This window comes from Pseudonocardia sp. CA-107938, assembly GCF_050936315.1.
Classification (GTDB): Bacteria; Actinomycetota; Actinomycetes; order Mycobacteriales; family Pseudonocardiaceae; genus Pseudonocardia.
Genome location: NZ_JBNJNA010000001.1, coordinates 5,263,081 through 5,281,633, shown reverse-complemented (window position 1 = coordinate 5,281,633; position 18,553 = coordinate 5,263,081). Strand labels below are relative to the sequence as shown.

The 18,553-nt window shown below is 73.6% G+C and carries 18 protein-coding genes and 1 riboswitch; of the genes, 11 read left to right on the top strand and 7 right to left on the bottom strand.

Annotated features, from left to right (window positions below):
- Positions 1–2 precede the first annotated feature (2 nt).
- Complete coding sequence (locus ACQEVB_RS26050; RefSeq protein WP_432976249.1) at positions 3–875, top strand: 3-methyladenine DNA glycosylase; 873 nt, start codon at positions 3–5, stop codon at positions 873–875.
- A gap of 26 nt (positions 876–901) precedes the next feature.
- Here ACQEVB_RS26050 and gcvP read toward each other — a convergent pair whose 3' ends face one another.
- A complete protein-coding gene (gene gcvP / locus ACQEVB_RS26045) occupies positions 902–3,754 on the bottom strand; it encodes an aminomethyl-transferring glycine dehydrogenase (protein WP_432976246.1) in 2,853 nt (950 codons plus the stop codon).
- Positions 3,755–3,907: 153 nt separating this feature from the next.
- A riboswitch (glycine riboswitch) is annotated at positions 3,908–4,001 on the bottom strand.
- 539 nt (positions 4,002–4,540) lie between these two features.
- Between gcvP and ACQEVB_RS26040 the strand changes: the two genes are divergently transcribed.
- The 3 genes from ACQEVB_RS26040 to ACQEVB_RS26030 are packed head-to-tail and all read left to right on the top strand — an operon-like array spanning position 4,541 to position 6,813.
- Positions 4,541–5,836 carry a histidine kinase gene (locus tag ACQEVB_RS26040; RefSeq protein WP_432976243.1) on the top strand — a complete coding sequence of 432 codons (1,296 nt, stop codon included), beginning with the start codon at positions 4,541–4,543 and terminating at the stop codon, positions 5,834–5,836.
- Positions 5,824–6,477, top strand: coding sequence for a response regulator transcription factor (locus ACQEVB_RS26035; protein ID WP_432976241.1), 654 nt, complete (start codon positions 5,824–5,826; stop codon positions 6,475–6,477). Before ACQEVB_RS26040 ends, ACQEVB_RS26035 begins: the two co-directional genes overlap by 13 nt.
- A 45-nt stretch (positions 6,478–6,522) precedes the next feature.
- The gene (locus ACQEVB_RS26030; RefSeq protein ID WP_432976239.1) at positions 6,523–6,813 is read left to right on the top strand and encodes a YiaA/YiaB family inner membrane protein; all 291 of its coding nucleotides are present in this window, start codon (positions 6,523–6,525) and stop codon (positions 6,811–6,813) included.
- A gap of 9 nt (positions 6,814–6,822) precedes the next feature.
- Here ACQEVB_RS26030 and ACQEVB_RS26025 read toward each other — a convergent pair whose 3' ends face one another.
- The 5 genes from ACQEVB_RS26025 to ACQEVB_RS26005 form a co-directional block, all read right to left on the bottom strand.
- Positions 6,823–7,401 carry a MerR family transcriptional regulator gene (locus ACQEVB_RS26025; protein WP_432976236.1) on the bottom strand — a complete coding sequence of 193 codons (579 nt, stop codon included), beginning with the start codon at positions 7,399–7,401 and terminating at the stop codon, positions 6,823–6,825.
- 194 nt (positions 7,402–7,595) lie between these two features.
- On the bottom strand, positions 7,596–8,075 hold the full coding sequence (locus ACQEVB_RS26020; protein WP_432976233.1) for a bifunctional nuclease family protein: 480 nt from the start codon (positions 8,073–8,075) through the stop codon (positions 7,596–7,598).
- Positions 8,076–8,202: 127 nt separating this feature from the next.
- The gene (gene garA / locus ACQEVB_RS26015; RefSeq protein WP_432980576.1) at positions 8,203–8,637 is read right to left on the bottom strand and encodes a glycogen accumulation regulator GarA; all 435 of its coding nucleotides are present in this window, start codon (positions 8,635–8,637) and stop codon (positions 8,203–8,205) included.
- A gap of 116 nt (positions 8,638–8,753) precedes the next feature.
- Complete coding sequence (gene gcvH / locus ACQEVB_RS26010; RefSeq protein WP_432976230.1) at positions 8,754–9,140, bottom strand: glycine cleavage system protein GcvH; 387 nt, start codon at positions 9,138–9,140, stop codon at positions 8,754–8,756.
- A 10-nt stretch (positions 9,141–9,150) separates the two neighbouring features.
- Positions 9,151–9,825, bottom strand: a complete 675-nt coding sequence (locus ACQEVB_RS26005) for a CDP-alcohol phosphatidyltransferase family protein (RefSeq protein WP_432976227.1) — start codon at positions 9,823–9,825, stop codon at positions 9,151–9,153.
- A 56-nt stretch (positions 9,826–9,881) separates the two neighbouring features.
- Between ACQEVB_RS26005 and ACQEVB_RS26000 the strand changes: the two genes are divergently transcribed.
- The 7 genes from ACQEVB_RS26000 to ACQEVB_RS25970 all read left to right on the top strand — a co-directional run bounded on the left by ACQEVB_RS26000 (position 9,882) and on the right by ACQEVB_RS25970 (position 17,389).
- Positions 9,882–10,424 carry an OsmC family protein gene (locus ACQEVB_RS26000; RefSeq protein ID WP_432976224.1) on the top strand — a complete coding sequence of 181 codons (543 nt, stop codon included), beginning with the start codon at positions 9,882–9,884 and terminating at the stop codon, positions 10,422–10,424.
- 7 nt (positions 10,425–10,431) lie between these two features.
- Positions 10,432–11,994 carry an acetolactate synthase large subunit gene (locus ACQEVB_RS25995; protein WP_432976221.1) on the top strand — a complete coding sequence of 521 codons (1,563 nt, stop codon included), beginning with the start codon at positions 10,432–10,434 and terminating at the stop codon, positions 11,992–11,994.
- 301 nt (positions 11,995–12,295) lie between these two features.
- On the top strand, positions 12,296–13,216 hold the full coding sequence (locus ACQEVB_RS25990) for an MEDS domain-containing protein (protein WP_432976218.1): 921 nt from the start codon (positions 12,296–12,298) through the stop codon (positions 13,214–13,216).
- Entirely contained in the window at positions 13,213–14,181 is a 969-nt protein-coding gene (locus tag ACQEVB_RS25985) for an ATP-binding protein (protein ID WP_432976215.1), read from the top strand. The genes ACQEVB_RS25990 and ACQEVB_RS25985 overlap by 4 nt, the downstream gene beginning before the upstream one ends.
- 192 nt (positions 14,182–14,373) lie before the next feature.
- On the top strand, positions 14,374–15,186 hold the full coding sequence (locus ACQEVB_RS25980; RefSeq protein WP_432976212.1) for an AfsR/SARP family transcriptional regulator: 813 nt from the start codon (positions 14,374–14,376) through the stop codon (positions 15,184–15,186).
- 126 nt (positions 15,187–15,312) lie between these two features.
- Positions 15,313–16,482 carry an NAD(P)/FAD-dependent oxidoreductase gene (locus ACQEVB_RS25975; RefSeq protein ID WP_432976209.1) on the top strand — a complete coding sequence of 390 codons (1,170 nt, stop codon included), beginning with the start codon at positions 15,313–15,315 and terminating at the stop codon, positions 16,480–16,482.
- Position 16,483: 1 nt separating this feature from the next.
- Positions 16,484–17,389, top strand: a complete 906-nt coding sequence (locus ACQEVB_RS25970; protein WP_432976206.1) for an RNA polymerase sigma-70 factor — start codon at positions 16,484–16,486, stop codon at positions 17,387–17,389.
- Positions 17,390–17,421: 32 nt separating this feature from the next.
- On the opposite strand, the gene fgd is transcribed toward ACQEVB_RS25970, so the two are convergent.
- Positions 17,422–18,444: a glucose-6-phosphate dehydrogenase (coenzyme-F420) gene (fgd, locus tag ACQEVB_RS25965; RefSeq protein WP_432976203.1), complete on the bottom strand. Its 1,023-nt coding sequence runs from the start codon at positions 18,442–18,444 to the stop codon at positions 17,422–17,424.
- Positions 18,445–18,553 lie beyond the last annotated feature (109 nt).

The window sequence follows — 18,553 nt, the reverse complement described above, 5'->3', positions numbered from 1 at the left end:
CCGTGGAGGTGCTCGACGAACCGGTGTGGCGCGCCCGCGCGGCCGCCCACCGGGCCCGGGTGGAGCGGTGGACGCTGCCGCACCGCGAGCGCCGGCGGCGGCGCGAGCCCCATCCCGTCCTGGACTTCCTCTTCACCTACTACTCGTTCCGCCCGCAGCGGCTGGAGCAGTGGCATCCCGGCCCGGACGTCGTGCTGCAGGGCGGGCAGGAGTACCTCGACGGCCCCGGCTACGTGCGCGACGGTGCCGGCGTGCGGCTGGACCTGGCCGCGCTGCCGGACCGCGTGGCCGGCACCGCCGCGTTCGTCGGCGCACTGCTCGCGGCCACGGCGTCCCGGCCGCCCCGGCTGTCGTGCTTCGGCCTGCACGAGTGGGCGATGGTGTACCGCACCGACGCGCCACGGCACGGGTCGGTGCCGCTGCGGCTGGGCACGGCCGGCACCGACGCCGTCGTCGAGTCGCTGCCCATCCACTGCACCCACCACGACGCGTTCCGGTTCTTCACCGCGGCCGCCCGGCCCCGCAACGCGGTCGCGCCGGCGCGGGCCGACCAGGTGGCGATGGAGCAGCCGGGCTGCCTGCACGCGACGATGGACCTCTACAAGTGGGCGTACAAGCTGGCCCCGGCCACCCCGTCCGACCTGGTGGCGGACTGCTTCGAGCTCGCCGCCGACGTCCGCGAGCTGGACATGCGCGCGAGCCCGTACGACCTGAGTGCCTGGGGCTACACCCCGGTGCGGATCGAGACTCCGACCGGTCGGGCGGAGTACGCGAAGGCGCAGGCGGCGTTCGCGGAGCGGGCGGCCCCGCTGCGCACCCGCCTCCTCGACGTCACACAGCGCTGGGCCCGTTCACACACGTCCGGACGTGTGTGAACGGGCACGACCATGTGTGAGGTCGGCTAGGCGAAGGCCTCCACCGGCGGGCAGCTGCACACGAGGTTGCGATCGCCGTGCGCACCGTCGATGCGGCGGACGGGCGGCCACACCTTGCGGTCGTGCACGCCGGGGGTGCCGCCGAGCGGGTAGGCGGCGAGGTCGCGCGGGTACGGGTGGTCCCACTTGTCGACCAGGCAGGCCGCGGTGTGCGGGGCGTTGCGCAGCGGGTTGTCCTCCACCGGCCACTCCCCCGCCGCCACGCGGTCGATCTCGGCCTTGATGCCGATCATGGCGTCGACGAACCGGTCGATCTCGGCGAGGTCCTCGCTCTCGGTGGGCTCCACCATGAGCGTGCCCGCGACGGGGAACGACATCGTCGGGGCGTGGATCCCGTAGTCGGCCAGCCGCTTCGCCACGTCGTCGACGGTGACGCCCGTGTCCTTGGTGATCCCGCGCAGGTCGAGGATGCATTCGTGGGCGACGAGCCCGCCGGCGCCCGTGTAGAGCACCGGGTAGTGCTCGCGCAGCCGCGCCGCGACGTAGTTGGCGGCGACCAGCGCGGTGAGCGTGGCGCGGCGCAGCCCATCGGTGCCCATCATGCGCAGGAACATCCACGGGATCGGCAGCACGCCGGGGCTGCCGTGCGGCGCCGCGGACACCGCGCCGACCTCGCCGCGCCCCGGCAGGAACGGCACGAGGTGCTCGGCCACCGCGACCGGGCCGACGCCCGGGCCACCGCCGCCGTGCGGGATGCAGAACGTCTTGTGCAGGTTGAGGTGGCTCACGTCGCCGCCGAACGCGCCCGGCCGGGCCAGCCCGACCAGCGCGTTCAGGTTGGCGCCGTCGACGTAGACCTGGCCGCCCGCGGCGTGCACCGCGTCGCAGACCTCCCGTACCTGCGTCTCGAACACCCCGTGCGTCGACGGGTAGGTGATCATCAACGCGGCCAGCGACGGCCCGTGCTCGGCGATCTTGGCGTGCAGGTCGTCGAGGTCGACGTCGCCGGTGGGAGCGGTCGCGACGACCACCACCCGCAGCCCCGCCATCACGGCGGACGCGGCGTTGGTGCCGTGCGCGGAGGCCGGGATCAGGCAGACGTCGCGGTGCGACTCGCCGCGGCTGCGGTGGTAGGCGGCGATGGCGAGCAGGCCGGCGAACTCGCCCTGGCTGCCGGCGTTCGGCTGCACCGACACGGCGGCGTAGCCGGTGAGCTCGGCGAGCCAGCGCTCCAGGTCCTCGATCATCTGCAGCGAGCCGGTGGCGTCCGCGGCCGGCGCGAACGGGTGCAGGTCGGCGAACGCCGGCCACGTGATGGGCTCCATCTCCGCGGCCGCGTTGAGCTTCATCGTGCACGAGCCCAGCGGGATCATGGTGCGGTCCAGCGCCAGGTCGGCGTCGGCGAGGCGGCGCAGCCAGCGCATCATCGCCGTCTCGCTGCGGTGCTCGTGGAACGTCGGGTGCGTCAGGTACTCACTGGTCCGCAGCAGGTCCGCCGGGAGCGCGTCGTCGGTGGCGGCGTCGAGCGCAGCCGCGTCGGCCGGCACCCCGAAGGCGGCCCAGACGGCCTCCAGGTGCGCGACAGTGGTGAGTTCGGAGGTGGAGATACCGAGCGTGTCCGCATCGATCCGGCGCAGCGCGATCCCGCGGTCGTGCGCGGCGTCGGCGATCGCCTCCGCGCGCCCGGGCACCCGCACCTGGACGGTGTCGAAGAACGCGCCGTGCACGACCTCGACCCCGCCCTCACGCAGACCGGCGGCGAGCACCGCCGCCATGCGGTGGGTGCGCTCGGCGATCCGGCGCAGCCCGTCCGGGCCGTGGTAGGCGGCGTAGCAGGCGGCGACGACGGCCAGCAGCACCTGCGCCGTGCAGATGTTGGACGTGGCCTTCTCGCGGCGGATGTGCTGCTCACGCGTCTGCAGGGCGAGCCGCAGGGCAGGGTTGCCGTCGGCGTCGCGGGACAGTCCCACGAGCCGCCCCGGCAGCTGGCGGGCGTACTTCTGCGCCACCGACAGGTACGCGGCGTGCGGGCCGCCGAACCCGAGCGGGACGCCGAAGCGCTGGGTGGTGCCCAGCACGGCGTCGGCGCCGAGCTCGCCGGGCGGGGTAAGCAGGGTCAGCGCCAGCAGGTCGGCGGCCACCGCGACGAGCGCGCCGCGCTCGTGCGCCTCCGCGATCAGCGCGGACGGGTCGCGGACCTCGCCGGACGCACCCGGGTAGGACAGCAGCAGCCCGAACAGCTCACCTTCGGGCAGGCCGCCCGACAGGTCCGTCACGACCAGTTCGATGCCCAGCGGCGCGGCCCGCGTGTGCAGGACCTCGAGCGTCTGCGGCAGCGTGTCGGCGTCGACGACGAACCGCGGGCTCTTCGCCCGGCCTGCGCGTCGCAGCAGCGTCATGGCCTCGGCGGCGGCGGTGGCCTCGTCCAGCAGGGACGCCCCCGCGACGGGCAGCCCGGTGAGGTCGGCGACGGCGGTCTGGAACGCGAGCAGCGCCTCCAGCCGGCCCTGGCTGATCTCCGGCTGGTACGGCGTGTAGGCCGTGTACCAGGCCGGGTTCTCCAGCACGTTGCGCAGGATGACCGGCGGCGTGATCGTGCCGGAGTAGCCCAGCCCGATCATCGGGACGGTCACCGTGTTGCGGGCGGCGAGCGCGCGCAGCTCCGCCAGCGCCTCCGCCTCGGTGGCGGCCGGCGGCAACGTGGAGGCGACCGGCTCGCGGTCCTGGATGGAGTCCGGCACGGCAGTGGCCGCGACCGCGTCCAGCGAGTCGGCGCCGATCACGGCCAGCATGCGGTCCAGCTCGGCCGGCCGCGGGCCGACGTGCCGATCGACGAACGGCACACCGCGTTCGAGATCGTGCAAGGACGGGCGGTTCACGAGCGCCTCCGGGGGATCGCGGGCAGGGCCGAGCTGCCCTCCCCCTCTGTCCCCGCCCGGCGGACCGGGCGCCTGAGAGATTCACCCCGCGAGCAGGGCTTTCCCCGTCGGCGGACGAGCGGCCGGCGGCCGGTCGTCGCTTTCCAGAGGCGTCTCACCCGCGCGGTCCTGGGGCCTGAGAGATTCCGGGGAGGACTTGCTCCTTCGGCGCCCGGCCAGCTGCTCCGGGCTCTCCCGCACGGGGTCGGCGACTACCCGCGCGATCCTACGGCAACAGGGGGTCGGCGGCTGGCTCGCGTGAGCGTGTCCACAGCGGCCGCACCTGCAGGGGTGCGAGGGATCGCCGGCGGGGTTCGGTCGTCCGGGTGTCGGTGATCAAGGGCAAAAGGTTGCCAGGCGGCCCCTCACGACGACGTTCTGCCCTTGATCACGACAACTCGCCAGCGGCTCTGCCGCCGCCCGGCCAGCTGCGCCGATTGGACGGGCCACGGCCCTACCGGCCGTGATCAAGGGCAGAAGGTCGACGACCAGGCCGCCCGGACGACCGTCTGCCCTTGATCACCGCACCGCCGAGCCGCGGGCCGCAGCCAACCCGCCACCCGGTGTCGATCAAGGGCAAAAGGTCGTCGATCAGGCGATCTGGACGACGTTCTGCCCTTGATCACCACACCGCCGACCCCGCGGCCGCGGCGCTGCGGCCCTCACCGCGAGGTCGACCCAGCCCTACCCCGGGGACTCGACTTCGCCCCGCCGCTGCGGCCCGCGCTGATCGCTACGGTCGATCACATGCCCGACGTCCTGTCCGCCGAGCCCACCACCGCCGCAGCGGCACTGGCCTCCCGCCGGTTCCTCGCCACGCGGTGGCCGTGGCGCGCGCTGCTGCACGTGCTGTCGAGCTCGTTCGTGGTAGCGCTGGCCGCCGTCCCGCTGCTGCTGGCGCTCATCCCGATCGTGGCGCTGCGGTCCCCGCTGGAGCGCGGAGCCATGGGGCCAGTCGTCGCGGGCGTCCTCGCCGCGGCCGTACTGCTCGGCGGGTTCGTCCTCGTCGTGGCGCCGGCGGTGGCGTGGCTGGAACGGGCGCGGCTGCAGCTGGTGGACCCGCGCCCGGTCGCCATGCCCGGGCCGCGCACGTGGCCGCAGCGCTGGACCGATCCGTTGGTCTGGCGGGAATGCGGGTACGCGGTGGTGCTCGCGGTGGCGGGTTCCGCCGTCGGCGCGGTGCTGGTGGGGTTGGTGACGGCCGAACTGGCGACGCTCGCCCTGCCGTTGCTCGCCGACGGCACGACGGCGCAGTACCTCGCGTGGGAGATCCGCACCCCTGCCGACGCGCTGCCGTTCACGCTGGTCGCCGCTCTCCTGCTGCCGCTGCTGCCGTACGCCTGGACGGCCGCCGCTGCCGCCCACGGCGCGCTCGTCCGCGCCATGCTCGTCCCCGACGACGAGGTGCTGGCCGCGGAGCTCGTCGAGGTCACCCGCTCCCGCGCCCGGCTCGTCGACGCGTTCGAGGCGGAGCGCCGGCGGATCGAGCGCGACCTGCACGACGGCACCCAGCAGCGACTGCTGGGCATGACGATGCAGCTCGGCGTCGCCCAGCTCGACACCGATCCGCGGTCCCCGGCCGGGATCGCGCTGGCCGACGCCCATCGCCAGGCCAAGGACCTGATGACCCACCTCCGCGAGCTCATCCGGGGCATCCATCCGCCCGTGCTCACCGACCACGGGTTGCCGGCGGCCGTCGCCGAGCTGGCCGACCGCAGCACGGTGCCGGTCGAGGTCACGGCCGACCTCCCACGGCGGCTGCCACCGGGCATCGAGAGTGCCGCCTACTTCGTGGTCGCCGAGGCACTGACGAACGTCGCCAAGCACTCCGGCGCGACCCGAGCCGAGGTGACCCTCCGGCAACACGGCCGGACGCTGGTCGTCGAGATCCGCGATGACGGGCGCGGCGGCGCCCGGCCCGGTGCCGGCACCGGGCTCACCGGACTCGCCGACCGGGTCGCCGTCGCCGGCGGCCGGGTGCTGCTGACCAGCCCGGACGGCGGGCCGACCGTGCTGCGGGTGGAGCTGCCGTGCCCCGCGTAGTGCTGGCCGAGGACGGCGTGCTGCTGCGGGAGGGCGTCGCCGGGTTGCTCACGCGGTTCGGCATGGAGGTGGTGGCCGCGGTCGGCGACGCGGACGCGCTCGTCGCCGCGGTCGCGGGGCACCGGCCCGACCTGGTGCTCACCGACGTCCGCATGCCGCCCGGCTTCCGCGACGAGGGCTTGCGCGCTGCGGTCGCACTGCGGGCGGCCGACCCGACCCTCGCCGTCGTCGCGTTCAGCCAGTACGTCGAACTCTCCTACGCGGCCGAGCTCCTCGACTCGGGGGACGGCAGCGGCGTGGGCTACCTGCTGAAGGACCGGGTCGCCGACGTCGCCGACTTCGTCGCCGCCCTGCGCACCGTGCTCGACGGCGGGACCGTCGTCGATCCGCAGGTGGTGCGCCGGCTCGTGCGCCGCCGCGCCGATCCGCTCACCCGGCTCAGCCCGCGCGAGCGGCAGGTGCTGGCCCTCGTCGCCGAGGGCCGGTCCAACGCCGCGATCGTGCGCGAGCTGGTCGTCACCGAGGCCACCGTCGTCAAGCACATCGGGTCGATCTTCGCGAAGCTCGACCTGCCGCCCACCGAGGACGCACACCGCCGCGTCCTCGCCGTACTCGCCTACCTGCGGGCCGCGGGCACGTAGTTCCACCGACCCAACCGATCGCGGCCCGCCGTCATCATCGTCGGCATGACCTCGACCAACCCGCCGCAGTCCCCCACCACCGCCGCGTTCCTCGTGCAGTCGGTGATCGCCTTCTGCGTCGCGCTGGGCGCCATGCTCATCGCGCTGTGGCAGATGCCCGGCGACGCCTGGGTGCGCGCGTTCCTCGCCCTCGGGATGATCTTCCTCGTGTCGTCCACGTTCACGCTCGCCAAGTGCGTGCGGGACCGTCAGGAGAGCAACGCCGTCGTCAACCGCGTCGACCAGGCACGCCTGGACAAGCTGATGGCCGAGCACGACCCCTTCCGCGGGGCCTGAACCCGGAGGTCAGGAGATGGCGCGCCGCGCCCGGCGGCGCGACAGTTCGTCCTCCGGCGACTCGTCCACCGTGCCGCCGTCGGCGCGCTCCACCGGGAAGTCCTTGATCGAGCCGCTGATCTCGCGCATCGCCCCGCTCACGGCGATCCCGAAGACGCCCTGGCCGCCGCGCAGGAGGTCGACGACCTCCTCCGCGGACGCGCACTCGTACACGGTGGTGCCGTCGCTGAACAGCGTGATCCCGGCGAGGTCGCGGATGCCGCGCCGGCGCAGGTGCTCCACCGCGACGCGGATGTTCTGCAGTGACACCCCGGCGTCCAGCAGGCGCTTCACGACCTTGAGGACGAGCACGTCCTTGAACGAGTACAGCCGCTGCGAGCCCGAGCCGGCCGCACCGCGGATCGACGGGACCACGAGCCCTGTGCGGGCCCAGTAGTCGAGCTGCCGGTAGGTGATGCCGACGACCTGGCACGCGGTCGGGCCACGGAAACCCACGAGCTGATCGGGCAGCCCGTCGAGCCCCTCGCCCACCAGCGGGTCGGGGAACAGCTCACCCTGCTCCGGCGAACCGGACGACCGGTCGTCCACCGAGCTCCTTCCCGCCGGGTGCCAGCACCCGTTCCGTACCCCTCCGGACGGTTCCGGAGTACGTGAGCTGACGGTAAGCGGGGTACCGCAGCGGGTCAACGCAACGCGCCGTGCTCGTTGGTCGCGCCTGCGGCGCTCGCGCCGTGGTTGCAGGGGGACGCACCGCGGCACGGGTGTGCAGGGCGTCCCGAGGTTCACCCGTTGGGGTTGGCTCCGCGGAAGTCCTCAGGAGAGATGGAGTCGAGGAACTCGCGGAACTTCTCGACCTCGTCCTCCTGCTCGTCCGGGATGACCAGACCGGCGGCGGCGAGCACGTTCTCCTCCGCGAAGATCGGCACCCCGATGCGCAGGGCCAGCGCCACCGAGTCGCTCGGCCGGGCGGACACCTTCACGCCCCCGTCGAAGATCAGCTCGGCGTAGAACGTGCCTTCCTGCAGGTCGGTGATCCGCACCTGTTCGAGGCGCCGGCCCAGCGCGGTGACCACGTCCTTCAGGAGATCGTGCGTGAGCGGCCGGGGCGGCTTCACACCCTGCTGCTCCAGCGCGATCGCGGTGGCCTCGACCGACCCGATCCAGATCGGCAGGTAGCGCTCACCCGCGGTCTCCCGGAGCAGGAGGATCGGCTGGTTCGCAGGCAGTTCGACGCGGACGCCCACGACGCGCATCTCGCTCATGCGCTCTCCTCCTCCACACGACCCTGCTGCCATCCGACGCTACACGGCGATCCCGGTCGGCGCGCGCCTCCGGACGGCTCACGAACGCCGTCCGGCGCACCGCCGACGCGGGTCTGCTCGGACCCGTTCAGCCCCGCGGCCCGGTGATGAACACCAGCCGGAACTTGCCGATCTGCACCTCGTCGCCGTTGACCAGCACAGCGGTGTCGACCGGCTCACGGTTGACGTACGTGCCGTTGAGGCTGCCGACGTCGACGACCACGAACTCGCCCGCGTCGGCGCGGAACTCCGCGTGCCGGCGCGACACCGTCACGTCGTCGAGGAAGATGTCGCTGTCGGGGTGCCGACCGGCGCTCGTGGTGGAACGGTCGAGCAGGAAGCGCGAACCGGCGTTGGGGCCGCGCTTGACGACCAGCAGGGCAGCGCCCTCGGGCAGGGCCTCGGCTCCGAAGCTCGACGGCTGGCTCGGCGGCTCGGCCTCGGACAGGAAGTCCGCACGGAAGACCGAGGTGGTCTCCGGGGCGCGCTCCGGGGGCACTCCGGGCCCGTCGTTCGTGGTCACCTTTTCGGTCTCCTCCTGGATGGTGCCGGGGAAGCTGAGGCTGCGGACATCGTGTCCGCTCAACCTACTCCTTCGCCCACGCCCGGACCGTGCGGGCCGAGGCGGGCGAGCAGCCGTCAGTCACCGACGAGATCGGTGTACGCAGCCGCGTCGAGCAGCCCGGACAGGGCGTCGGCGGGATCGCCGTCGATCCGGACGTCGATCATCCAGCCGTCCTCGTAGGGGCCGGAGTTGATCAGTTCCGGGTTCGCGTCGAGGGCGTCGTTCACCGCGGTGACGGTGCCGGCGACCGGCGCGTAGAGGTCCGATACCGACTTGGTCGACTCGACCTCGCCGACCGCGGCTCCGGCGGCGACCGTGTCGCCCACCGCCGGCAGCGACACGAACACGATGTCGCCGAGCTGGGACTGCGCGTGGTCGGTGATGCCGATCCGCACGGTGCCGTCGCCCTGGTCGCGGACCCACTCGTGGGCCTCGGTGTATCGGAGATCATCCGGGATCACGCGGGCGAGCCTACGGGGTGCCTGCCGCGGCTTCCTCCGGTGGTGCTGCCGGGCCGTCCGGCACCACCGGGTGGCGCAGGGCGAGCACGAACTGCACGAGGTAGAGGACGCCGGTGTAGAGGTAGAACGCCGTGCCCCACACGGCGAACGCGTAGCCGAACGGGCGGGCCAGATCGGCGAACCACCCCTCCTGCAGTCCGGCCAGCAGCAGCGGGAACGCGTAGAGCAGCAGGAACGTGGCCGCCTTGCCCAGGTACGTCACGACGAACGGCCCGTAGCCGCGCCGCCGCAGCACCCACAGGCACACGCCGAGCACCAGGTCGCGCGCGACCAGCACGACCACCGCCCACCACGGCACGACCTCGCGCACCCCGAGGCCGACGAGCGCGGCGAGGATGTAGAGGCGGTCGACGGCCGGGTCCAGCAGGGCGCCCAGCCGCGAGAACTGGCCGAGCAGCCGCGCCAGCTTGCCGTCGAGCCAGTCGGTGATCCCGCCCACGGCGAGCACGACGATCGCCCACACGTCGGTCACGGCGTGCGCCGCCGGATCCTGCCCAGGTCCGAGCAGCAGCCACAGGAACAGCGGCACGCCGGCCAGCCGCAGCACCGACAACGCGTTGGGGATCGTCAGCACGCGCTCCGGCCGGGCGGTGGTCCCGAGCTCCGGGGCGGTCTCCGACGGCACCGCCGAAGGATAGGCCGGCACGTGCACGAACCCCACGGGCGAGGCACCATGCCGGCATGGACGTCACCGAGGCAGCAGCGTCGTCGAAGGCGGAGTTGAAGGCGGAGTTGAAGGCACGGCAGGCCCCGCTCAAGGAGCGGTACCGCAGCGAGCCCGGGTCGGCCGTCGTCACGCTCAGCGCCGACGGCGAGCTGGACGGCAGCGGGATCGCCTGCAAGGTCCGCACGTCCACCGCGCTCGTCGAGGCGGGTCTGCACCCGGCCACCGGCGGCGACGGCACCCAGCTCTGCTCCGGCGACATGCTCCTCGAGGCACTCGTGGCGTGCGCCGGGGTCACGCTGCGGGCGGTTGCGACGTCGCTGGGCATGGCCGTCAGCGGCACCGTCCACGCGGAGGGCGACCTGGACTTCCGGGGAACCCTCGGCGTCAGCAAGGACGCCCCCGTCGGGTTCCGCGACATCCGGCTGTCCTTCGCGCTCGATACGGACGCCGACGCCGACCAGGTCGCCACCCTCGTCAAGCTGACCGAGCGCTACTGCGTGGTGCTCCAGACGCTCACCACCTCGCCGGCCACGTCCGTCTCGGTCAGCACGGGCTGAGCGAGCGATGACCACCGGCGCGCAGTCGCTGCTGCGCACGCTCCTCGCCGGCGGCGTGGACGTGTGCTTCGCCAACCCCGGCACGTCCGAGATGCACGCCGTCGCCGCGCTCGACGCCGAGCCGGGGATGCGCGGGGTGCTGACCCTGTTCGAGGGGGTCGCCACCGGCGCAGCCGACGGGTACGCGCGGATGGCCGGGCGGCCTGCCGCCACGCTGCTGCACCTGGGCCCCGGCCTGGGCAACGGCATCGCCAACCTGCACAACGCCCGCCGCGCCGGCTCGGGCGTCGTCAACGTCGTGGGCGACCACGCGACCAGCCACGCCGCGTTCGACGCCCCGCTGCAGTCCGACATCGCGAGCCTCGCCGGCCCCGTGTCGGGGTGGGTGCGGCACACGGCCGGCCCCGCCGATGTCGCGGCGGACGCCGCCGAGGCGGTGGCTGCCGCCCGCTCGGGCCGGGTCGCCACCCTCGTGCTGCCGGCCGATGCGAGCTGGGGCGACGGCGCCGCCGACCGGCCGGCGCCCGTTCCCGCCGCGCCGGAACCTGGCCGCGGCAACCCCGAGGCGCGCAGTGCTGCCGCGGCAGCGCTGCGGTCGGGCGAGCCGTGCCTGCTCCTGCTCGGCGGCGACGCCACCCGCACCGACGGGCTCGACGCGGCCGGCCGGATCGCCGCGGCCACCGGCGCCAGGGTGCTGGTGGAGACCTTCCCGGCGCGCCTGGAGCGCGGCGCCGGCGTCGTCGCCGCCGACCGGCTGGCCTACCTGCCCGACGCGGCCACGCAGCAGCTCGCGGGCACCCGGCACCTGGTGCTGGTGGGGGCCCGCTCCCCCGTCGCGTTCTTCGGGTACCCGGGGCGGCGCGGCGACCTGGTGCCGGAGGGCTGCCACGTGCACGAGGTCGCCGGCCGCGCCGATGCCGCCGCGGCCGCGCTCGCCGAGCTGGCCGCCGACGTGGCGCCGGACGCGACCGCCCCCGTCGCGGCGCTCCGGCGGCCACCGCTGCCGACCGGGCCGCTGCGCGTCGACACGGCGGCCGACGTCGTCGGCGCGCTGCTGCCCGAGGGCGCGATCGTCGTCGACGAGGCCAACACGTCCGGGCTGACCCTGCCGTCCGCCACCGCGGGCGCGCCCCGCCACGACTGGCTCTGCCTGACCGGCGGCGCGATCGGGTGGGGCCTGCCGGCCGCCACCGGCGCGGCCATCGCCTGCCCGGACCGGCCGGTGTGGTGCCTGCAGGCCGACGGCAGTGCCATGTACACGATCTCGGCGTTGTGGACGCACGCGCGCGAGGGGCTCGACGTCACCACCGTCGTCTACAACAACGCCGCCTACGCGATCCTGCGGCTCGAGCTGGCCGCCGTCGGGATCGACGGCAGCGGGGGCTCGGCCGCCCGGTCGCTGCTGGACCTCGACCGCCCACGGCTCGACTTCGTGGCGGTGGCGACGGGCATGGGCGTGCCCGCGACCCGCGCCGAGACGGCCGAGGAACTGGCGGCCGCGTTGGCCAAGGCCGCCGCCGAGCCCGGACCCCACCTGGTGGAGGCCATGGTGCCGCCGCTCGTCCCCTGAGGCCGACCGGCGGCGGCGCGACGGGGCTCGAGGACCCGCTCCGACCTGCGCTCCACCCACCTGGGTGATAAGGACGTTATCCGAGGTAGCAGCCCGTCCGCGTCGGTCACCGTTCGTCGCCGAACAGCGACTGTTCGGCGCGCTGGACCGACCATGCACCCCATGCGGGGTGGTCCATCAGACGTACAGTGGCACCAGGGTGACGCAGAGTCCTCGGCTGCGAGCGGAGCCGGCACGCGCGCATCCTGGCTCCTCACGCCGTAGGACCCGACGGCCACAATCCGACCACGCGGGGTGCGCGATGACGAGATCGGTCGAGGACATGACGTCCTTCGGCGCGACCGTCCGGCACGCCTGCGCGGTCGCGGTCAGCGACGAGCACCTGTGGGAGCTGTCGTCCACGTTCATGATGGCCGGGTTCGCCGCCGGGGAGCAGGTCAACTACTTCGACGACGGCACGTCGCACCACGTGCTGGAGCGGCTGCTCGACGACGGGGCCGACCTGGAACGGCTGCTCGGCACCGGCCAGCTCGTCGTCGTGCCCACCGACACCACGCGCGCGACGCTGGCGAGCCCGCTCGACCAGGTCTCCGACGTCATCGACCAGGCCATCGACACGGCGCTGGAGAGCGGGTACTCCGGCATCCGCATGACCGGCCAGCTCAACCACGGGCTGGCCCGCAACAACGGCGTCTCCGTACGCGAGTTCGACGAGCACCTGGACCAGGTGATCGAGGGCCGGCCGGCACGGGCGCTGTGCCTCTACGACCGCGCCCACTACCCCGACGACGTCATCGAGCACATGCGCGCGGTGCACCGCGTCGAGATCGAGTCGTCCACGATCTACGACGACAACCTGCTGCGGATCACCACGTCGTGTCCCGGCACCGCGCGCCTCGCAGGCGAGGTCGACCACTCCAACCGGCCGCAGGTGCGCAAGCTGCTCCTCGGCGAGCTGGACCGGGCGCTGCGCTCGCCGTCGTCGCCGCACGAGATCCGGCTCGACGTGTCGTCGCTGCGGTTCACCGACGTCGCCGGCGCCGTCGCCGTCGTGCACGCGGCGGAGGAGTTCCCGTCCAGCCACAAGCTGGTCCTCGAAGGTGTGCGGCCGCGGGTGGCGCGGGTGCTCGACCGCTGCGGCGCACCCTTCGCCGCGCAGCTGGTCATGATCTCCCGGCCCGACCACGTCGTCCCGCCGCTGCGCGTGGAGGTCGACGCGTGAAGATCGAGAACACCCGCGTCGCCCACGCCGTCGCGCTGCAGCACCGCTGCGCCTTCTACGCCTCCCCCAAGCACCTCACCACCCAGCTGATGCCGATGCTGGCCGCCACGCTGGCGCGCGGCACCACCGTGGCGCTCGCCCTCGCGCCCGACACCGCGGCCGCCGTCGAGGACGTGCTCGGCCCGTCCCGGCAGCTGGTCCCGCTGGCCGAGCCACCGTCCGGCATCCAGTCCGGGCAGACCCTGGCGGCGCAGCGGGCCAGGGAGCTGCGGGAGCTCATCGGCGAGCACGGGCCCGTCGCGATGGTCGGGCAGCACCGGAGCGAGTTCGACGGCGCCGACGGGTCGTTCTGGACCGAGCTCGACGCGGCGTACGGCATCGCGCTGGCCGACATGCCCGTCGAGCTCACCTGCTTCTACCCCGAGCTGCCGCTGCACCAGGCCATCCTCGACGGCGCCCGGCGCACCCACCCCGCGCTGCTCGTCGGCGGCACCCCGGTCGCCAACGCCGAGCACCTGTGCCCGCGCACCGTGCTGGCCGAGCACCCCGCCCCCAGCCCCACCCTGCTCGGCGCCCCCGACGTCCAGCTCGAGTTCGGCGCGTGGCAGCTCAACGAGATGCGCCAGCTCCTCGAGCAGTCCCTGCTCACCGCGGGGTACGGGCGCAACCGCGCCGAGGACCTCGTGCTCGCCGTCAACGAGGTGGCCACCAACGCCGTCGAGTACGGCAGTGCCGACGCCCGCCTGTACGTGTGGCTCGACGGCGACGGGATCACCGACGGCGCCGTCTGCGAGATCCACGATCGGGGGACGCTGCGCGACCCCCTGCCCGGCCTCGCTGCGCCGCACTCGTCGGACCCGCGGGGGCGCGGGGTGTGGATCGCCCGGCAGATCTGCGAGTCCCTCCACGTGTGGTCGGACCGGTCGGGAACCCACGTCCGGCTGCACGCCGGCCGCCCGGTATGATGCCCTTCGGTGCGTCGCCGGCCACGCAACGTGGCTGTTGTGACGCAAACACCCCTTGGCAATCGGGCTCGGGCGGAGAACACTCGTCCGCGGCTCGGCCCACTCGGGGCACAGGCGAGTCCACACACATGGAATACCGAACCCGGGGCAATCATGTCTGACGATCAACGACGACTTCGGACGGCGGGCACGGTGCGCGTGTCCGTGCTGGGCTCCTTCACCCTTTCCGTCGACGGTGTCTCCGTACCGTTGGGTGTGGACGCCCGCCGCGTGGTGGCCTACCTCGCGGTGCACCCGCGGCCGCAGCCGCGCCCGGCGCTGGCCGCCGACCTGTGGCCGGGGGTGCCGCGCGCCACCGCGCTGCGCGCGCTGACCGAGGCGGTCGAGTCGATCGACGTACCCGGCGTGCTCGCCGAGGACCCGCACGACACCGCCGATGCGCCGCTCGAGCTGGCCGCCGCGGTCGAGGTCGACCTCGCCGACGCCATGGCGCTGATCCGGGCCCTGCCCGAGATCCCCGCGTCGGACGAGCCCGACATCACCCCACTGACCTGCGACATCCTGCCCGACTGGAACGCCGCCTGGATCGCCGTCGAGCGGGAGCGCTTCCGCCAGCTGCGACTGCACGCACTCGAGGACCGCAGCCTGCACCTCTCCGCGGAGGACCGCGCCGACGAGGCCGTCGAGCTCGCCCGCATCGTCGTGCGGTCCGCGCCGAGCCGGGAGAGCGCGCGGCGCGCGCTCATCGAGGCACTGCTCGCCGAGGGCGACGTCGGTGCCGCGGTCGCGGAGTACGACGAGTTCCAGGAACTGCTGCGGTCCAGCCTCGGCCCGGCCAGCAGTGGCCTCGACGGCCTGCTGCCGCCCGCCCCCGCCTGGCCGGTCCTGCGGGCGCGCAGCCCGATGCCCCGCTCGGCGGTGCAGCTGCCGAGGCTGCACGGCGCCACCCGCGGCGGCACCCGCCGGCTGGTGGCCGGTGGCTCGATCCCGGGGTCGTTCCGCTAGTCCGGGTCTCCGTACCTGCGCTGATCAGGGGAGATCGCGGTCCGGCAAGATTTTTCCGCCGCGATGTCACAGACGGGCTGCCTGCCTACGTCTGGGGTTTGTCACCTCGGAACAAGGGAGCACCCCATGACCAACGTCCTCGTCCTCGGCGCCGGCTACACGGGCATGACGGCAGCGCTCGGCGTGGCCGCGCGCGTGCGCGGTCGCGGCGACGTCCACGTCACCCTGGTCAACCCGGACGCGCGGTTCACCGAGCGGCTGCGGCTGCACCAGACCGCCTCCGGTCAGGACCTCGCCGTCCTCGACATCCCGACCATGCTCGACGGCACCGGCATCGAGTTCGTCCAGGGCTGGGTCACCGCCATCGACGCCGACGCGCACACCGTGCGGGTCGACGACGAGCGGGTGCTCGGCTACGACGTGCTCGTCCACGCGCTCGGCGCGGTCAGCGACACGAGCACCGTCCCCGGTGCCGACACCCACGCCTTCACCCTGGACGGCGCCCACGACGCCGGACTGCTCGCCCAGCGCCTCACGACGCTGCCCGACGGCGCCCCGGTCGTCGTCGTCGGGAACGGGCTGACCGGGGTCGAGGCCGCCGCCGAGATCGCCGAGCAGCACCCGGGCCTGGCCGTGCACCTGCTCGGCCGCGACGAGCCCGGAGCCATGATGGGACCGCGGGCACGCGCCTACCTGCACCGCGGGCTGGACCGGCTCGGCGTGCAGTCCCACACCGGCGCCGAGGTGGTGAAGGTGCTCGACCACGGCGTGGACCTCGCCGACGGCACCCACCTCCCGGCCGACGCCGTGCTGTGGACCACGGGGGTGCGGGTGTCGCCGCTGGCCGCGGCCGCGGGGCTGGAGGTCGACGAGCGCGGCCGCATCGTCACCGACCCCTCGTTGCGGTCGGTGTCGCACCCCGACGTGTTCGCCGTCGGCGACGCGGCCGCGGTCCGCCAGGGCTTCGGTGTGCTGCACGGCACCTGCCAGAGCGGCATCCCCACCGCGGCGCACGCGGCGCGCACCATCGCCCGCGTCCTCGCCGGCAAGCCGGCGCGCCCGTTCCGCTTCGGCTACTTCCACCAGCCGGTCAGCATCGGCCGCCGCGACGCGGTCATCCAGTTCACCCGCGCCGACGACACGCCGGGCCGGTTCTGCTTGACCGGCCGCTGGGCGGTCGCCTACAAGGAGGCCGTGAGCGCGAGCCCGTGGCAGACCTTCGGCGTCATGAAGCGGATCCCGGCGGTGACGCTGCTGATGTGGCGGCGCGGCGGCGCGGCGACCCGGACCGCCTGACGTGGCCGACGACCAGGAGACCTTCGCCGAGCACCGCCGCTTCCTGTTCTCCGTGGCCTACCGGGTCCTCGGCACGGCCGCCGACGCCGAGGACGTCGTGCAGGACGCGTGGTTCAAGTGGTCGGCCGCCGACCGCAGCCAGGTCGCCGACCCGAAGGCCTACCTGGCGCGCATCGCCACCAACCTGGCCATGGATCGGCTCCGGTCCACGCGCCACCAGCGCGAGACCTACGTGGGCCCGTGGCTCCCGGAGCCGATCCGCACCACCAGCACGGACGCGGGCGCCACCGTCGACGCCGCCGATTCGGTCTCGCTGGCGATGCTCGTCGTGCTGGAGACGCTCAGCCCGCTCGAGCGCGCCGTGTTCGTGCTCAAGGAGGTCTTCGCCTTCGACTACAGCGAGATCGCGACGGCGGTGGAGCGCTCGGAGGCCGCGGTCCGCCAGATCGCCCACCGCGCCCGCAACCACGTGCAGGCCCGCCGCCCCCGCTTCCAGGACGACCCGGACCGCCGGACGAAGGCGACCGAGCGGTTCCTCGCCGCCGCCACCGGCGGCGACATCAACACCCTGATGGACCTGCTCGCCCCCGACGTCACCCTGTGGACCGACGGCGGCGGCAAGGTCCGCCAGGCCACCCGGCCCATCGAGGGCGCGCACCGCGTGGCCGCCTGGCTCGTCGGCGTCGCCAGCCGCCCGTACGAGGGCGTCGAGATCCACGACATGGCCGTCGACCTCGTCGACATCAACGGTGGGCCCGGCCTGGTCTTCACCGGCGCCGGGCGGGTGATCGCCACCCTCACCGTCGAGCTGGACGCCGACGGCCGCATCGCCGTCGTGCACAACGTCGCCAACCCCGACAAGCTGCGCGCGATGGCGACGGGCGAGGTCCACGACGTGCAGCCGTGAGCGGTCGGCCGGGCCAGCCCGGCCGACCACTGTCACAGGTCGCGCAGGCGAGGCACCACGTCCTCGGTGAGCTGGGTGAGGAAGCGCTCCTGGTCCTGGCCGGGGCCGTGGAACACGAGGTGGTTGAGCCCCGCGTCGAGGTACGGCTTGATCTGGGCGACGGCCTCGTCCGGGTCGGAGGCGACGATCCACCGCTTCGCGACCTGCTCGATGGGCAGCTCGTCGGCCAGCCGCTCCATCTCGACGGCCGAGCCGACGGTGTGCTTCTGCTCCGCCGTCAGCGACAGCGGGGCCCAGAAGCGGGTGTTCTCCAGCGCCGCCTCGGGGTCGCGGTCGTAGGACATCTTGATCTCGATCATGCGGTCGACGTCGTCGAGCTTCTTCCCCGCGGCTTCGGCGCCCTCGGCGACGGCCGGCATGAGCTTCTCGGTGTAGAGGTCCATGCCCTTGCCCGACGTGCAGATGAAGCCCTCGCCGGCGCGGCCGGCGTACTTGGCCATCTGCGGACCGCCGGCCGCGATGTAGATCGGGATCTGCTGCTCCGGGATGTCGTAGATGGTGGCGTCGACGGTCTTGTAGTACTCGCCGTCGAAGTTCACCGTCTCGCCGCTCCACAGCTCGCGCATCAGCTTGATCGACTCGCGCAGCCGTGCGTAGCGCTCCTTGAACTCCGGCCACTCCCGGCCCGACACGGCGATCTCGTTGAGCGCCTCGCCGGTGCCGACCCCGAGCATCACGCGGCCGGGGTAGAGCAGCCCGTACGTGGCCCAGGTCTGGGCCAGCACGGCCGGGTTGTAGCGGAACGTCGGGGTCAGCACCGACGTGCCCAGCATGATCCGCGACGTCCGCTCTCCCACGGCCGTGAGCCACGCCTGGGCGAACGGGGCGTGCCCGCCGTTGTGGCGCCACGGGAGGAAGTGGTCGGAGACCACGGCGGAGTCGAGCCCGACCTCCTCCGCACGTACCCCGAACTCGACGAGCTCGCGCGGCCCGAACTGCTCGGCCGACGCCTTGTACCCGATCCGCAGTGTTGCCCCACCGGTCACCTTGTGCACGTCCTTCGTCCTCGACAGAGCTGGTCCGGCTTGACCTCGACCCGGGTCGAAGCGCGAGCGTGGTGCGGGTGCACCCACCTCTGCAGCCGAAACTCGCATGCAGCGCGCC

Bases quoted from the DNA above. Each gene is read 5' to 3' on its own strand.
- ACQEVB_RS26000 (WP_432976224.1), top strand. From the start codon at position 9,882: ATGGACGTCACCGAGGCAGCAGCGTCGTCGAAGGCGGAGTTGAAGGCG.
- ACQEVB_RS26040 (WP_432976243.1), top strand. From the start codon at position 4,541: ATGCCCGACGTCCTGTCCGCCGAGCCCACCACCGCCGCAGCGGCACTG.
- ACQEVB_RS26020 (WP_432976233.1), bottom strand. From the start codon at position 8,075: ATGAGCGAGATGCGCGTCGTGGGCGTCCGCGTCGAACTGCCTGCGAAC.
- ACQEVB_RS25995 (WP_432976221.1), top strand. From the start codon at position 10,432: ATGACCACCGGCGCGCAGTCGCTGCTGCGCACGCTCCTCGCCGGCGGC.
- ACQEVB_RS25975 (WP_432976209.1), top strand. From the start codon at position 15,313: ATGACCAACGTCCTCGTCCTCGGCGCCGGCTACACGGGCATGACGGCA.
- ACQEVB_RS26030 (WP_432976239.1), top strand. From the start codon at position 6,523: ATGACCTCGACCAACCCGCCGCAGTCCCCCACCACCGCCGCGTTCCTC.
- ACQEVB_RS25990 (WP_432976218.1), top strand. From the start codon at position 12,296: ATGACGAGATCGGTCGAGGACATGACGTCCTTCGGCGCGACCGTCCGG.